This window comes from Pseudomonas sp. Irchel 3H7, assembly GCF_900187605.1.
Lineage (GTDB): Bacteria > Pseudomonadota > Gammaproteobacteria > Pseudomonadales > Pseudomonadaceae > Aquipseudomonas.
Window position 1 is genome coordinate 98,573 of the sequence record NZ_FYEA01000009.1, and the last position, 15,832, is coordinate 114,404.

The window sequence follows — 15,832 nt, forward strand, 5'->3', positions numbered from 1 at the left end:
TCCGCTCAGCCGCCAACCCCTGACTTGCCGCCCGGTAAAAGGTAAACTTTGCGCCCTTCGCAGGAGCAGCCATGAATTATCGTCACGCCTTCCATGCCGGCAATCACGCCGATGTGTTCAAACACCTGACCTTGACCCGCCTCATCGCCCTGATGTCGCGCAAGGAGCAGCCGTTTGCCTATCTCGACACGCACGCCGGCATCGGTCTGTATGACTTGCAGGGTGATCAGGCCAACCGTACCGGTGAGTACCTGGAAGGCATCGCGCGCTTGTGGGATCAGCCGGATTTACCAGCGCTGACCGCCGACTACATGAAGGTGCTGCACGAGATGAACCCGGATGGCCAGTTGCGCTACTACCCGGGTTCGCCGGAGCTGGCGCGGCGCCTGACCCGCCCGCAGGATCGGGTGATGCTCAACGAGAAGCACCCGGAAGACGGCGTACTGCTCAAGGACAACATGGCCGGTGATCGTCGGGTCAAGGTTCATCTGGGTGAGGGTTGGCACGTGGCGCGGGCGATGTTGCCGGTGCAGGAGAAGCGTGCGGTGATGCTGATTGATCCGCCGTTCGAGCAGCTCGATGAAATGCAGCGTTGCGCGGCGTCGTTGAAAGAAGCGATTGGCCGCATGCGTCAAACCGTGGCGGCGATCTGGTATCCGGTGAAGGATCAGCGTGCGTTGCGCAGGTTCTATCAGGATCTGGCTGGCACCGGTGCGCCGAAGTTGCTGCGCGTGGAGCTGCTGGTGCATCCGCTGGATACGCCGAACAGCCTGAACGGCTCGGGCATGGCGATTGCCAATCCGCCGTGGGGGCTGGAGGAAGAATTGCGTGAGCTGCTGCCGTGGTTGTCGAAGAAGCTGGGGCAGACCCAGGGTGGCTGGCAGATGGATTGGTTGATCGCCGAGAGCTGATCAACGGCAAGATCAAAAGATCGCAGCCTGCGGCAGCTCCTACAGCGATCGTTCCCACGCTCTGCGTGGGAATGCCTCAATGGACGCTCTGCGTCCGCTGTTGGGACGCGGAGCGTCCCGGGCTGCATTCCCACGCAGAGCGTGGGAACGATCAGTCGGCGGGTTAATTGCCCGCCAGGCTCGCTGGCATGCACACGCCGGTGCCGCCAATCCCACAGTAACCCTCAGGATTCTTCGCCAGATACTGCTGGTGATACGCCTCGGCGAAGTACACGGTCGGCGCCTGTTCGATCTCGGTGCTGATCTCGCCCAGACCCGCCTTCGACAGTTCAGCCTGATAGGTCGCCTTGCTCTTCAGCGCCGCATCCAGGTGCTCAGGCGAAGTCGCGTAGATCACCGAGCGGTACTGCGTGCCGATGTCGTTACCTTGGCGCATGCCCTGCGTCGGGTTGTGCAGTTCCCAGAACATCGCCAGCAGCTCTTCATAGCTGACTTTGGCCTTGTCATACACCACCAGTACCACTTCCGCGTGGCCGGTCAGGCCCGAGCAGACTTCTTCGTAGGTCGGGTTCGGCGTGAAACCACCGGCATAACCGACGACCGTGCTGACCACGCCTTCACGCTGCCAGAAACGGCGCTCGGCGCCCCAGAAGCAGCCCAGACCGAAGATCGCAAAGTCGACGTCCTGGAAAAACGGGCCAAGCAGCGGGGTTTGTTCGAAGACGAAGTGCTTTTCAGGCAGGGTCATCGCGGTTTCGCGGCCGGGCAGAGCTTGTTCTTTAGTCGGGAGCACGTTTTTGTTCACCAGAATTTCCGAGCGCAGAACCATGATCGTTCCTCTCAGTCAGGTTGGATGTAAAAAGTCAGACCGCCAGTGTGCCGAATGATGCCCGACTTCGCACTATCCAATGTAGGAGCTGCCGAAGGCTGCGATCTTTTGATCTTGTCTTTGAAAAACAGGATCAAAAGATCGCAGCCTGCGGTAGCTCCTACATGAGGGGCGGCGGGAGTTAGAGGCAGAGCGGGCCGCGCGGGTAGCGCTTGAGTGCCTGGATCAGTTCGCCGCCGGGGATCGGCCGGTCAAACAGGTAACCCTGGCCGACGTCGCAACGATGACGACGGAGGAACGCCAGTTGTTCGGCGGTCTCAATACCTTCGGCCACGACCTTGAGTTTCAGGTTGTGCGCCATGGCGATCACCGCCGAGGTGATTTCCATGTCGTCCTGATTGTCGGGGATTTCATGGATGAAGCTGCGATCGATCTTGATGATGTCGATCGGGAATTTCTTCAGATAGCTCAGTGACGAATAACCGGTGCCGAAGTCGTCCATGGCCAGCGTCAGCCCGAGGCGCTTGAGTTGATCGAGCTGCAAGTGCGTGTCTTCGGTGGCTTCCAGCAGCAGGCCTTCGGTCAGTTCCAGTTCGAGCAGATAGGCCGGCAGCGCTTCTTCCTTGAGGATGTTGGCGATCGAGGCGACCAGATCCGGATCGGAGAACTGCTTGGGTGACAGGTTGATCGCCACTTGCAGATTGCCCATGCCGGCGGCGGTCAGTGCCTTGCTCATGCGGCAGGCCTGGCGCGCGATCCACTTGCCGATCGGAATGATCAGGCCGGTCTCTTCGGCGACGCTGATGAACTGGTCCGGGCGGATCATGCCGCGTTCCGGGTGGTTCCAGCGCAGCAGCGCTTCCATGCCCAGCAGGCGCCCGCTGCGCAGGCACAGCTTGGGCTGGTAGAACACGTCCAGCTCATTCTGGGTCAGGGCGCGGCGCAGGTTGTTCTCGACGAACAGTTTGTAACTGGCCTCGGCATTCAGCGCTTCGGTAAAGACTTGCACCTGATGTTTGCCGTTGGCCTTGGCCTTGTGCAGCGCCAGGCCAGCGTTACGCATCAGCGTTTGCGGATCACGACCGTGCAGCGGCGCGCAGGCCAGGCCGACCGAGCCGGTAACGCTGATCAACTGGTTGTCGACGAACATCGGTTTATCCAGCGTCGCCAACAATTGGTTGGCGATCTGCTGGCCGGTGGCAAGATCGGTGTCGTCCAGCAACACGGCAAATTCGTTACTGGCGAACCGCGCGAGGCTGCCGCTTGGGCTCAGGCTGTTGCGCAGGCGTCGGGCCAGGCTGATCAGCAGTTTGTCGCCGGTCTGGTGACCGAGGCTGTCGTTGATCCGTTTGAAGTTGTCGATGTCCACCAGCAACAGGCTGATCGGCGTATCGCTATCGCGGGCGAAGCGTTCGTCCAGATTACGGATAAATGCCGGGCGATTGCCGAGGTTGGTCAGGTTGTCGGTGTAGGCCAGACGCTCGATGCGCTGCTGCGCCAGTTTGGTCTGGGTGATGTCTTCGTAGATGCCGATGTAGTGCGTCAGCTCGCGGTTGTCGCCATAGACTTTGGAGATCGACAGCTGGCCCCAGTACGGTTCGAGGTTTTTCCGGCGGCTCTTGAATTCGCCCTGCCAACTGTTGCTCTTGGCCAGCGCCGAGGGCGCGTCGAACAGCAGTTCGCTGAGGTTCTCCAGTGCCGGCAGCTCGGACAGGCGCTGGCCGTGGACTTCCTCGGTGGTGTACTGGGTGATCGCGGTGAAACTCGGGTTGACGTACTCGACCACGCCGTCGCAATTGACCAGCAAAAAGGCGTTGGCGCTTTGCTCGACCGCACGCTGGAACAGGTGCAGGGCGCTGGTGGCGGTGCGGCGGTTGTGGTTGTTGATGACTTGCGCGAACTGGTCGGCCAGCTCGCCGGCAAAGGCGATTTCGTCGGACTGCCAGGCGCGGGTGACGCCGGTCTGCTCCAGGCACAGCACGCCGACTACTTGGCCATCGACGCGAATGCTCGCATCAAGCATGGCGTTGACGTCGCGCGGGCGCAGCGCTTCGGCCATCTCTCGGGTGCGCGGGTCGCGCATCGCGTTGTGTGCGTCGATGGCGCGACTGCTGTGCAGAGCTTCCATGTAGTCGGGGAAACTGCTGATGTCGATCACGTCCGGGAGGATGTATTCCTGGGTCGCGCGGTGGTACGCGGAGATCGGCACCAACTGCTGGCCTTCGAGGTTCCACAGGCTGGCGCAGTCGATTTCATAGATATCGCAGGCGCAGCGGGTGATCAGCTCGGCGGCTTCCTGCAGCGAGTTATGCGTGCTGTAGCGCTGACGGGCGAGCAGCAGAATCAGGTCCTGTTGGGCGCGTACGCGTTCCAGGTGCTGCAGTTGTTCCTGCTGCGCACGTTGGTTGAGTTCGAGGGCGATCTGCAGGCGCGAATTCTGTGTTTCGAGATCGACGGAGGGTAGCAGCGACACTTCGTCGAAGACGTGATCGACCGCCAGCAGATAGCCGCGCAGCAGGTGACGATTGTGCTGTTTGTAGGCTTCGCCCAACTCAAGGATGTTCAGCGCACCGGCAGCCGTGTGCAGGGTGTATCGCACCAGATAATGCGGGCTGGCGGTCAGCTGTTGCTGAATCGCATCGTGCAGTTGATAGCGCGCTTCGGGTTCCATCAGGCTGGCGTAGGGTGAGCCGACCAGCGCGCAAAGCTCAACGGCCGGCTGGCCGAACTGGCGTTCGCAGTTGGGATCGAGAAACAGCATGGCCCAACTGGCTTCATTCAAGCGCTCGAAACGCAGCATGCCGAGCCGCGAGGGCACAGGCAACTGCGTCACTACCTCGGCCGCCATACGGCTGGCGGCATCGGGTTGGCTCTTCATGAAGGGAACTCGCTTGGAAATATGCTGAACGCGCCGGGCTCTCGCCCTCTTTACTGTTGCCTGCGGCAAGGTTGCATCATTGCGGCACCGACTGACAAGAGACATGAAGGCCAAGTGCTATAAGAATATGTCGGCTGCGCTGAAGATTTCTCCAGCGTGCGGTAAAAAGTAATCCTGTTGCATTGAAAGACTGCCGTTGCAGAGCGGTTTGTGCCCCGCAACGGCGTCTTTTTGGCCGGCAATTCAACGCAGTGGGAGGGTGATCGATTGCAGGCGTTTGCCATCGCGGTCGTGGTAATTGACCTGAATCTGGCCCGCCTCGACCACCAGATGAGCGAAATTGTCTTCACTCACCACGCTGCTCGTCAGTTCATGCCGATAATCGCCCGCCGCCGTGCGCACCAGCGGTTGATCCAGAATGAACGTGGACGCTTTGGCGTACGGCAGCAGTTTGCTGTTGCACAGCGGCGAGGACACCACGGTGTGGACTTCGAAGTCCGGGTCTTCGCTGTGGCTCAGGCGAGCGGTCAGCGAGCCATGTACGTCACCCGAAATGAACACGACATTCTTGATACGCTGGGTGCGGATGGTTTCCAGCAGGCGCAGGCGCTGTTCGGGGAAGGCTTTCCAGGCGTCATCGCCATGAAGTTTGCGATCCGGATAGAACATCACGCTGGTGACCACGAACTTGACCCGCGCCTCGCTGTTGCTCAGCCATTTCAACAAGGCCTGTTCCTGTGCCTCGTCGAGGATGCGTCGGTCATCGGCTGACAAGTTGCGGCGGGTGCGACTGTCAGTCACAAACCATTCAATATCGCCATCGCTGAATTGATACCAGTAATGCTCGAGTGTTGCGTGATCTATATCTCCGTTAGTTGTCAGCGGATGTGCCGGGCTGTGACTGGCCTGATACAACTCATAGGCGGCCATGGCATTACGGTATAAGTCGCCGTCGGACTTGCTGGCATTGGCGGGCCAGTTATCTTCGATTTCGTGATCATCGAGAATCATGTAAGTCGAAGTGCCGGCCATCAGTCGTTTTATATTCGGTTGAGAAAAAGCCGCGCGGTACTTGCTCAGGATGTCTTTATATTCGCGATCCGGTGCAAGCAGATTCAAATCGTCGACGTAGATTTGATCGCCGGTCATCAATACCGCGCTGATCGGTGGTTGTATGCCCTCGATCAATTGGTTGATGGACGCGAAGATCCGATCGCCCAATTGCGGCAGGGAGGCGATGCCGGCGGTCATGCGCAGGTAGCGGCAGGAGCCGACGATATAGGCTTTGGGTTGCAGGGCTTTGCTGGAGCGGGTGCGCAGACGATAGATCTCTCGTGGCCATTGCAGCGGCAGTTCGGCGACGCTGTCCGGGGTGTGCACCGGATTCATCGGGCTGAACCAGCCGACCTGATATTCATATTCGGTGTCGCTATTCAAATTGTTGAGGGCGAATACTTCAGACATGTCGCGTAATTCGCTCAGGCGGGCGAAGTTACCTTTCGACCATTGTTGTGTACCGGAACTGCGAAAACGCACTGCGGCAAATACCGGTGATTTATTCTGCTGATCGCCCCGCATGAAGATGCGCGCGTGATCAGTTGTGACGTGGCCGACAATCGGGCCGATAGTTGGTTTTAACATGTCGAATCCATTCGAGTTAACTTGATTAACAGGGTTCTACTAATTTTTCTTAGTTGAATTGGCTGGGGCTAGGTTAGTTGCGTATCGAATAAAAAAGATCGGGGCCAAGTCGACCGAGGTTGTGGCCGATGTCAGCGCGACGTGTGGGAAAAAGACGAGAGGGTATGTTTCTTCAGGCAAAAAAAAGCCCCGCCAAACTGACGGGGTTGAGGTACGAGCGTGTGGCGCTCGAAAGGGTGCAGCAATCGGCCCTCCGTTGCTGGAGGGCCGATCGAGTTACAGCAGGATCGTGCGGATGTCGGCCAGCAGGCTGCCCAGACGCTGGGTGAAGCGTGCGGCAGCGGCGCCGTTGATCACACGGTGATCGTAGGACAGCGACAGCGGCAGCATCAGTTTCGGCTGGAAGGCTTTGCCGTCCCAGACTGGCTGGATGGTTGCCTTGGAGACACCGAGGATCGCCACTTCCGGCGCGTTGACGATCGGCGTGAAGCCGGTGCCGCCAATGTGGCCGAGGCTGGAAATGGTGAAGCAAGCGCCCTGCATGTCGTCAGCGGTGAGCTTCTTGTCGCGGGCTTTGGCGGCCAGCGCAGCGGCTTCGGCTGCCAGTTGCAACAGGCTCTTCTGGTCGACGTTCTTGATGACCGGTACCAGCAGGCCATCCGGGGTGTCGACGGCGAAGCCGATGTTCACGTATTTCTTGCGGATGATCGCCTTGCCGCTTGGCGCCAGCGAACTGTTGAAGTCCGGCAGCTCCTTGAGCATGTGCGCGCACGACTTGAGCAGCAGCGGCAGGATGGTCAGCTTGACGCCGGCCTTCTCTGCAACGGCTTTCTGCGCGACGCGGAACGCTTCCAGCTCGGTGATATCAGCCGAATCGAACTGAGTCACGTGCGGGATGTTCAACCAGCTGCGGTGCAGGCTCGACGCGCCGATCTGCATCAGGCGAGTCATCGGCACTTCTTCGATTTCGCCGAAACGGCTGAAATCAACGACCGGAATCGGCGGGATGCCCGCGCCACCGGTTGCGCCCGCTGCAGCGGCCGGTGCTTCCTTGGCCTTCTGCATCATCGCTTTGACGTAAACCTGCACGTCTTCTTTCAAGATACGACCGTGCGGGCCGCTAGCGCCGACAGCGTTCAGCTCGACGCCGAACTCGCGAGCCAGTTGACGCACGGCTGGACCGGCGTGAACTTTCGCGCCCGGCTTGGCCGGTGCGGCGGCTGGAGCGGCAGCAGCAGGTGCAGCGGCAGCGGCAGCCGGAGCAGCCGCGGCAGGTGCCGGAGCGCTCGGAGCAGCAGCGGCAGCTGGAGCCGGGGCAGCAGCAGGGGCCGCGCCTTTGACTTTCAGCTTGAGGATCAGGTCGCCGGTACCGACTTCGTCATCCAGCTTGATGGAAACGCTTTCCACCACACCAGCGGCAGGCGATGGAATTTCCATGCTCGCCTTGTCGGATTCCAGAGTGATCAGCGACTGGTCGGCTTCAACGCTGTCGCCAGCCTTGACCAACACTTCGATGATCTTGGCTTTGCCAGCCGAACCGATGTCCGGAACGTGGATGTCCTGAACACTGTCGGCAACCGGTGCTGCTGGCGCGGCTGCCGGAGCAGGCGCAGCGGCAGCGGCCGGTGCAGCAGCCTGAGCCGGAGCGGCAGCAGCAGGGGCCGCAGCACCCGCCACTTCCAGATCCAGAATCAGGTCGCCAGTGCCGACTTCGTCGTTGAGCTTGACGCTGATGGCCTTGACCACGCCAGCGGCAGGCGACGGGATTTCCATGCTCGCCTTGTCGGATTCCAGAGTGATCAAAGATTGATCAGCTTCGACGGTGTCGCCGACCTTGACCTGGATCTCGATGATCTGGGCTTTGCCCGACGAGCCGATGTCCGGCACGTGCACTTGCTGAACCGAAGCGGCAGCAGGAGCAGCGGCAGGCGCAGCCGCGGCAGGAGCGGCGGCCGGTTTCTCTTCGGCCTTTTTAGCCGGAGCAGCAGCCGGAGCAGGGGCCGCTTCAGCGGCGCCCTCGACTTCCAGTTCAAGCAGTTCGTCGCCTTCTTTCAGACGGTCGCCCAGCTTCACTTTCAGGCTCTTGATGACGCCGGCTTTCGGGGCCGGCACTTCCATGCTGGCCTTGTCCGATTCCAGGGTCAGGATGCTCTGGTCGGCTTCGATACGGTCGCCGACCTTCACAAACAGTTCAATTACTTCACCTTCACCGCTGCCGATGTCAGGTACGCGAATGAGTTCGCTCACAAAATGTCTCCTCAGCAGTCCAGTGGGTTGCGTTTTTCCGGGTCGATGCCGAACTTGACGATGGCCTCAGCCACCACCTTAGGTTCGATATCACCACGGTCAGCCAGTGCTTCCAGGGCTGCCAACACCACGAAATGACGGTCAACTTCGAAGAAATGACGCAGTTTCTTGCGGCTGTCGCTGCGGCCGAAACCGTCGGTGCCGAGGACTTTGAATTCCTTGGACGGTACCCACTGACGGATTTGCTCGGCGAACAGTTTCATGTAGTCGGTAGAGGCGATGACCGGACCTTTACGGCCGTTCAGGCACTCTTCGACGTAGCTCAGCTTAGGCTTCTGGCCCGGCTTCAGACGGTTGCTGCGCTCGACAGCGAGGCCGTCGCGACGCAGTTCGTTGAAGCTGGTAACGCTCCAGACGTCAGCGCCAACGTTGAACTCTTCACGCAGGATCTTCGCCGCTTCACGGACTTCACGCAGGATGGTGCCGGAGCCCATCAGCTGTACGTGGTGCGCCGCATCGCGGGTGTCTTCTTCGAGCAGGTACATGCCTTTCTTGATGCCTTCTTCGGCACCGGCCGGCATGGCTGGCTGCTGGTACGACTCGTTCATCACGGTGATGTAGTAGAAGATGTCCTGTTGCTCTTCGGTCATCTTCTTCATGCCGTCCTGAATGATCACCGCCAGCTCGTAGCCGTAGGTTGGATCGTAGGTGCGGCAGTTCGGGATGGTCGCGGCCAGCAGGTGGCTGTGACCGTCTTCGTGTTGCAGACCTTCACCGTTCAGGGTAGTCCGGCCGGCGGTGCCGCCGATCAGGAAGCCACGGGTACGGCTGTCGCCAGCGGCCCAGGCCAGGTCGCCAATACGCTGGAAGCCGAACATCGAGTAGAAGATGTAGAACGGCAGCATCGGCTGGTTGTGGCTGGAGTACGAAGTACCGGCCGCGATGAACGAGCTCATGGCGCCTGCTTCGTTGATGCCTTCTTCAAGGATCTGACCTTTCTGGTCTTCCTTGTAGAACATCACTTGGTCTTTATCGACTGGCTCGTAGAGCTGGCCGACGGACGAGTAGATGCCGAGCTGACGGAACATGCCTTCCATACCGAAGGTACGGGCTTCGTCCGGGATGATCGGAACAATGCGCGGGCCGATTTCCTTGTCCTTGACCAGTTGCGCGAGGATCCGCACGAACGCCATGGTAGTGGAAATTTCACGGTCGCCGGAGCCGTCAAGGATAGCCTTGAGGGTGTCGAGGTCCGGAGTCGGTACGCTGAAGCTCTGTGCGCGGCGCTGCGGCACGAAACCGCCCAGTGCAGTGCGGCGCTCGCTGAGGTAGCGGGCTTCGGCGCTGTTTGGCTCTGGCTTGAAGAACGGCAGGTTCTCCAGCTCTTCGTCCTTGACCGGGATGTCGAAGCGGTCGCGGAACAACTTCAAGCTGTCGACGTCGACTTTCTTGGTGTTGTGCGCAGTGTTTTTCGCCTCGCCGGCACCGGTGCCATAACCTTTGATGGTCTTGGCGAGGATAACGGTAGGTTGTTCTTTGTGGTTGACCGCTTCGTGGTACGCCGCATAGACCTTGTACGGGTCGTGGCCGCCACGGTTGAGTTTCCAGATCTCGTCGTCGGACAGATCAGCAACCATCGCCTTGAGTTCTGGCGTGTTGAAGAAGTGTTCACGGACGAACGCGCCGTCTTTGGCTTTGTAGTTCTGGTACTCGCCGTCGATGACTTCGTCCATGCGACGTTGCAGGATACCGTCGACGTCTTTGGCCAGCAGTGGGTCCCAGAAACGGCCCCAGATGACTTTGGTCACGTTCCACTGAGCACCGCGGAACACGCCTTCGAGTTCCTGGATGATCTTGCCATTGCCGCGAACCGGGCCGTCGAGGCGCTGCAGGTTGCAGTTGATGACGAAGATCAGGTTGTCCAGCTTCTCGCGGCCAGCCAGGGAGATGGCGCCCAGGGATTCCGGCTCGTCGCACTCGCCGTCGCCCAGGAAGCACCAGACTTTCTGTTTGCCCGGCTGGATGAAGCCGCGGTGTTCCAGGTACTTCATGAAGCGTGCCTGGTAGATCGCTTGAATCGGACCCAGACCCATGGATACGGTCGGGAACTGCCAGAAGTCAGGCATCAGCCAAGGGTGCGGGTAGGACGACAGGCCCTGACCGTCGACTTCCTGGCGGAAGTTGTTCATCTGGTCTTCAGTGATGCGGCCTTCCATGAACGCACGGGCGTAAACGCCTGGCGAGGTGTGGCCCTGGAAGTAGATCAGGTCGCCGCCGTGTTCGTCGGTCGGGGCCTGGAAGAAGTAGTTGAAGCCGATGTCATACAGGGTCGCACTGGAAGCGAAGCTGGAGATGTGACCACCCAGGTCAGAATCTTTCAGGTTCGTACGCATTACCATGGCCATCGCGTTCCAGCGCACCAGCGAGCGAATGCGGCGTTCCATGAACAGGTCGCCAGGCATGCGTGCTTCGTGGGTTACCGGGATGGTGTTGCGGTAAGGCGTGGTGATGGCGTAAGGGAGCTGCGAGCCGCTGCGGGTCGCGAGTTCGCCCATACGGGTCATCAGATAGTGAGCACGGTCTTCGCCTTCTTTGTCGAGAACCGATTCCAGGGCGTCCAGCCATTCCTGGGTTTCGACGGGATCGAGGTCTTGCATGGCTTGCTCCAGGGCGGAAAGGCTTCCAGAATCGGTTGCCTGAGTTTGCGACTGGCCTTGTGGGCAGACGATTTAAAATTCTTGGATTGCCGATAGGTTGTTCCGGCGGCGTGTAGTTTTACTACAAATCTTCCGGCATTTCAGCCTTTCGAATGTATAGACGAGTAGTAAAACTACAGAAGAATGGCTTGTGGCCTCCGGCTGCGTTGTGAGAATAATCGTTAAGGTTGGTCTTTTGCCATCCGAAAAAGGTGAAACTTTGATGTTCGCTGCCAAAGAGAAAGAAATTTCAGCTATTTCTAACTTTTGTTCGACAGTCCTCCGGGTAGCGGCTTTTCACCAAACACTACAAGCGGCCATTTATACGCCGATCAAGGATAGACCATGACCCTGCCCGTGCTTGCCGAACTGCCTGCCATTCTCCTGCCGTTGGTCACTCGATCCGAGCAGTCGTTCCGTACGGCTGTCGCCGCGCTGGAAGACGATCATGGCTTGGCGAACTGGACGCCGGAGCGCTGGGCGCAGTTCGCCCGTGTCACCGCTGCCAGCGAATTTGTCATTGAACAGAGCGTTCGTGACCCTTTGATGTTGCTGTCACTGGTGCAGTCCGGCGAACTCGACCGGGCCTTCGCGCCGGGTGAATTGTGTGCGCAGATTGCTGCGGCAGTGAACGCCGCGCAAACCGAAGATGAACTCGGCCGCGCCTTGCGCCGCCAGCGCGCTCGCCATCAAGTGCGGATCATCTGGCGCGATCTCACCCGTCAGGCCGATCTGGTGCAGACCTGCCGCGATCTCTCGGATATGGCCGACGCGACTATCGACCAGGCTTATCAATGGTTGTACAGCCGCCATTGCGAACAATTCGGTACGCCGACCGGCCGCCGCAGCGGTGAGCCGCAGCAAATGGTCATTCTCGGCATGGGCAAGCTCGGCGCCGTCGAGCTGAACCTGTCTTCAGATATCGATCTGATCTTCGCCTACCCCGAGGGCGGCGAAACGGTGGGCGTGAAGCGCTCGCTGGATAATCAGGAATTCTTTATTCGTCTCGGCCAGCGCTTGATCAAGGCGCTGGACCCGATGACCGTCGATGGCTTTGTGTTTCGTGTCGACATGCGCCTGCGCCCGTACGGCTCGTCCGGCGCGCTGGTGCTGAGCTTCAATGCGCTTGAGCAGTATTACCAGGATCAGGGCCGCGACTGGGAACGCTACGCGATGATCAAGGCGCGGGTGGTGGCCGGCGATCAGGTCGCGGGCGCGCAGTTGCTCGACATGTTGCGACCGTTCGTTTATCGACGTTACCTCGATTTTTCGGCGATCGAAGCGCTGCGCACCATGAAGCAGTTGATCCAGCAGGAAGTGCGGCGCAAGGGCATGGCCGACAACATCAAGCTGGGCTCCGGTGGGATTCGTGAGGTCGAGTTTATCGCTCAGGCCTTTCAGTTGATCCATGGTGGCCGCGACCTGAGCCTGCAACAGCGTCCTCTATTAAAGGTGCTGAGTACGCTGGAAGGGCAGGGTTATTTGCCGCCGGCAGTGATCAGCGAGTTGCGCGAAGGCTACGAATTTCTCCGGTACACCGAACACGCCATTCAAGCGATCGCCGACCGCCAGACCCAGATGCTGCCGGATGGCGCGCAGGATCAGGCACGCATTGCCTTCATGCTCGGTTTCGCCGACTGGGATGCTTTCCACGAAAAACTGATGTTCTGGCGCGGTCGCGTCGCTTGGCACTTCGCTCAGGTGATTGCCGATCCCGACGAGGATGAAGGCGCCGCAAGTGAAGTGGTGGTCGGTGGTGAATGGCTGCCGCTGTGGGAAGAGGCGCAGGACGAAGAGGCCGCGTGCCGGCAGTTGGAGGAGGGCGGTTTTGCCGATGCCAGCAAAGCTCTGAAGGCGCTGGCCGGATTGCGCAGCAGTCCGCAACTGCGGGCGATGCAGCGGTTGGGGCGTGAGCGTCTCGACGCCTTTATTCCGCGTCTGTTGGCGCAGGCTGTCGAGCATGCCAACCCGGATTTGGTGCTTGAACGCGTGCTGCCGCTGGTGGAAGCAGTTGCCCGGCGTTCGGCTTATCTGGTCTTGCTGACGGAAAACCCCGGCGCCCTGCGACGCTTGCTGACACTGTGTGCAGCGAGCCCGTGGATCGCCGAGCAGATCACCCGCTTCCCGCTGCTGCTGGATGAATTGCTTAACGAAGGTCGTTTGTTCAAGCCGCCCTTGGCGCCGGAACTGGCCGCCGAGTTGCGCGAGCGGTTGACGCGGATTCCCGAAGATGACCTCGAACAACAAATGGAAGCCCTGCGCCATTTCAAACTGGCGCACCGCTTGCGCGTCGCCGCCTCGGAAATTGCCGGCAGCCTGCCGCTGATGAAAGTCAGCGATTACCTGACCTGGCTGGCCGAAGCGATTCTTGAACAAGTGCTGGCCCTGGCCTGGCGCCAGACGGTGGCCAAGTACGGCACGCCGCTGCGCACCGACGGCACCTTGTGCGATCCAGGTTTCATCATTGTCGGTTACGGCAAAGTCGGCGGTCTGGAATTGGGCCATGGTTCGGACCTGGACCTGGTGTTTATCCACAACGGCGATCCACAGGCGGAAACCGACGGGCCGAAGTCGATTGATGGCGCGCAGTTTTTCACGCGCCTGGGGCAGCGGATCATTCACTTGCTGACGGCGCAGACCAACTCCGGTCAGCTCTACGAAGTGGACATGCGTCTGCGCCCATCCGGTGCTTCGGGGCTGTTGGTCAGTTCGTTGGGTGCGTTTGCCCGCTATCAGGAAAATGAAGCCTGGACCTGGGAACATCAGGCCCTGGTGCGGGCGCGGGTGTTGGTCGGTAGTCAGGATGTCGGTCAGGCGTTCGAGAAAGTTCGCGCCCAGGTGCTGGGCAAGGCGCGTGATCTGGCCAAGCTGCAACAGGAAGTCAGCGAGATGCGCGCGAAGATGCGCGATAACCTTGGCACCAAGAGCACCGCAGCCGGTACCGCAGCAAATGCCTTCGACGCCACGGCGCCGTTCGACCTCAAGCAGGACGCCGGTGGTATCGTCGATATTGAATTTATGGTGCAATACGCGGCCCTGGCGTGGTCGCACAGCCACCCGCCACTGCTGCGCTGGACCGATAACATCCGCATTCTGGAAGAGCTGGAACACGAAGGGCTGATGCCTGCCGAAGATGCCAGCCTGTTGCGCGAGGCCTATAAAGCCTACCGCTCCGCCGCCCACCGGCAGGCCTTGCAGAAGGACCCGGGGGTGATTGCCGGAGACCAGTTTGTCGAAGAACGGCGGCAGGTTTTGCGGATATGGAAAGAGATGGGGCTAAGCTGAAACGCAGATGTAAGAATGAATGCAAAACCCTGTGGGAGTGAGCCTGCTCGCGATAGCGGAGTATCAGACGACAACAATGTTGAATGTAACGACCCCATCGCGAGCAGGCTCACTCCTACAATGAATCTGCGGTGAGTCGCAGATGTGTGAACAGAGGCAAAACCATGTGGGAGCGAGCCTGCTCGCGATAGCGGAGTGACAGTCGACAGTCATGTTGAAGGTAATGACCCATCGCAAGCAGTGCCGCTCCCTCAGTGATTCTCGAGGCGGGGAGGCGTAAATGCCTCCCCGGTTCGTTTATGGAAACCACATGAATATTCTGATCGTTGGGCCCAGTTGGGTCGGTGACATGGTGATGGCGCAGACACTGTTTCAGTGTCTCAAGCAGCGCCACCCGCAATGCGAAATCGACGTGCTGGCCCCCGAGTGGAGCCGGCCGATCCTTGAGCGCATGCCTGAAGTGCGCAAGGCCTTGAGCTTCCCGCTCGGCCACGGCGCGCTGGAATTGGCGACGCGTCGGCGCATCGGCAAGTCTCTGCGTGGCCAGTACGATCAGGCGATCCTGCTGCCCAACTCGCTGAAATCGGCGCTGGTGCCGTTTTTCGCCGGCATCCCGAAACGCACGGGCTGGCGCGGCGAGTTCCGTTACGGCCTGCTCAACGACGTACGCACCCTTGATAAAGCACGCTATCCGCTGATGATCGAGCGGTTCATGGCGTTGGCCTATGAGCCGAACGCCGAGCTGCCGAAGCCGTATCCGCGCCCAAGTCTGCAAATCGATCCGGTGACCCGTGAAGCGGCGCTGGCCAAGTTTGGCCTGACCCTTGATCGCCCGGTGTTGGCGCTGTGCCCCGGTGCCGAGTTCGGCGAGTCCAAGCGCTGGCCGTCCGAGCATTACGCCAAAGTCGCCGAAGCGCGCATTCGCGAAGGCTGGCAGGTGTGGCTGTTCGGTTCGAAAAACGATCACGCCGTCGGTGAAGATATCCGCGCACGCTTGATCCCGGGCCTGCGTGAAGAATCAGTCAACCTCAGTGGCGGAACCTCGCTCGCCGAAGCCATCGACCTGCTGTCCTGCGCCGATGCGGTGGTCTCCAACGATTCCGGCCTGATGCACGTTGCCGCTGCGCTGAACCGCCCATTGGTGGCGGTCTACGGCTCGACTTCGCCGGGCTTTACCCCGCCGCTGGCCGAACACGTCGAAGTGGTGCGTCTGGGCCTCGATTGCAGCCCGTGCTTCGACCGCACCTGCCGCTTCGGTCATTACAACTGCCTGCGCCAGCTGATGCCGGACGCGGTCAACGATGCCTTGCAGAAATTGCAGGGCTCAGTGGTCGAGGTTCATTAA

At 60.1% G+C, this 15,832-nt stretch carries 8 protein-coding genes; 3 read left to right on the forward strand and 5 right to left on the reverse strand.

What is annotated here, in order from left to right:
* Positions 1-71: 71 nt before the first annotated feature.
* Positions 72-911, forward strand: coding sequence for a 23S rRNA (adenine(2030)-N(6))-methyltransferase RlmJ (locus tag CKW38_RS18145; RefSeq protein ID WP_007915674.1), 840 nt, complete (start codon positions 72-74; stop codon positions 909-911).
* A gap of 163 nt (positions 912-1,074) precedes the next feature.
* Here CKW38_RS18145 and msrA read toward each other — a convergent pair whose 3' ends face one another.
* From msrA to aceE, 5 genes are all read right to left on the reverse strand, one after another.
* Positions 1,075-1,740, reverse strand: coding sequence for a peptide-methionine (S)-S-oxide reductase MsrA (gene msrA / locus CKW38_RS18150; protein ID WP_007915676.1), 666 nt, complete (start codon positions 1,738-1,740; stop codon positions 1,075-1,077).
* Positions 1,741-1,921: 181 nt separating this feature from the next.
* Positions 1,922-4,618: a bifunctional diguanylate cyclase/phosphodiesterase gene (locus CKW38_RS18155; protein WP_007915678.1), complete on the reverse strand. Its 2,697-nt coding sequence runs from the start codon at positions 4,616-4,618 to the stop codon at positions 1,922-1,924.
* Between the two features lie 243 nt (positions 4,619-4,861).
* A complete protein-coding gene (locus CKW38_RS18160) occupies positions 4,862-6,259 on the reverse strand; it encodes an alkaline phosphatase D family protein (protein ID WP_095113466.1) in 1,398 nt (465 codons plus the stop codon).
* 276 nt (positions 6,260-6,535) lie between these two features.
* Positions 6,536-8,506: a dihydrolipoyllysine-residue acetyltransferase gene (aceF, locus tag CKW38_RS18165; protein ID WP_095113467.1), complete on the reverse strand. Its 1,971-nt coding sequence runs from the start codon at positions 8,504-8,506 to the stop codon at positions 6,536-6,538.
* Between the two features lie 11 nt (positions 8,507-8,517).
* The gene (gene aceE, locus CKW38_RS18170; protein WP_007915682.1) at positions 8,518-11,163 is read right to left on the reverse strand and encodes a pyruvate dehydrogenase (acetyl-transferring), homodimeric type; all 2,646 of its coding nucleotides are present in this window, start codon (positions 11,161-11,163) and stop codon (positions 8,518-8,520) included.
* 384 nt (positions 11,164-11,547) lie between these two features.
* Here aceE and glnE point away from each other — a divergent pair, with 384 nt between their 5' ends.
* On the forward strand, positions 11,548-14,487 hold the full coding sequence (gene glnE, locus CKW38_RS18175) for a bifunctional [glutamate--ammonia ligase]-adenylyl-L-tyrosine phosphorylase/[glutamate--ammonia-ligase] adenylyltransferase (protein WP_095113468.1): 2,940 nt from the start codon (positions 11,548-11,550) through the stop codon (positions 14,485-14,487).
* A gap of 310 nt (positions 14,488-14,797) precedes the next feature.
* On the forward strand, positions 14,798-15,832 hold the full coding sequence (waaF, locus tag CKW38_RS18180) for a lipopolysaccharide heptosyltransferase II (RefSeq protein ID WP_042704930.1): 1,035 nt from the start codon (positions 14,798-14,800) through the stop codon (positions 15,830-15,832).

Excerpts from the sequence above, each read along its gene's own strand:
- CKW38_RS18155 (WP_007915678.1), bottom strand. The coding sequence starts at position 4,618 with ATGAAGAGCCAACCCGATGCCGCCAGCCGTATGGCGGCCGAGGTAGTG.
- glnE (WP_095113468.1), top strand. The coding sequence starts at position 11,548 with ATGACCCTGCCCGTGCTTGCCGAACTGCCTGCCATTCTCCTGCCGTTG.
- CKW38_RS18145 (WP_007915674.1), top strand. The coding sequence starts at position 72 with ATGAATTATCGTCACGCCTTCCATGCCGGCAATCACGCCGATGTGTTC.
- waaF (WP_042704930.1), top strand. The coding sequence starts at position 14,798 with ATGAATATTCTGATCGTTGGGCCCAGTTGGGTCGGTGACATGGTGATG.
- msrA (WP_007915676.1), bottom strand. The coding sequence starts at position 1,740 with ATGGTTCTGCGCTCGGAAATTCTGGTGAACAAAAACGTGCTCCCGACT.
- CKW38_RS18160 (WP_095113466.1), bottom strand. The coding sequence starts at position 6,259 with ATGTTAAAACCAACTATCGGCCCGATTGTCGGCCACGTCACAACTGAT.
- aceE (WP_007915682.1), bottom strand. The coding sequence starts at position 11,163 with ATGCAAGACCTCGATCCCGTCGAAACCCAGGAATGGCTGGACGCCCTG.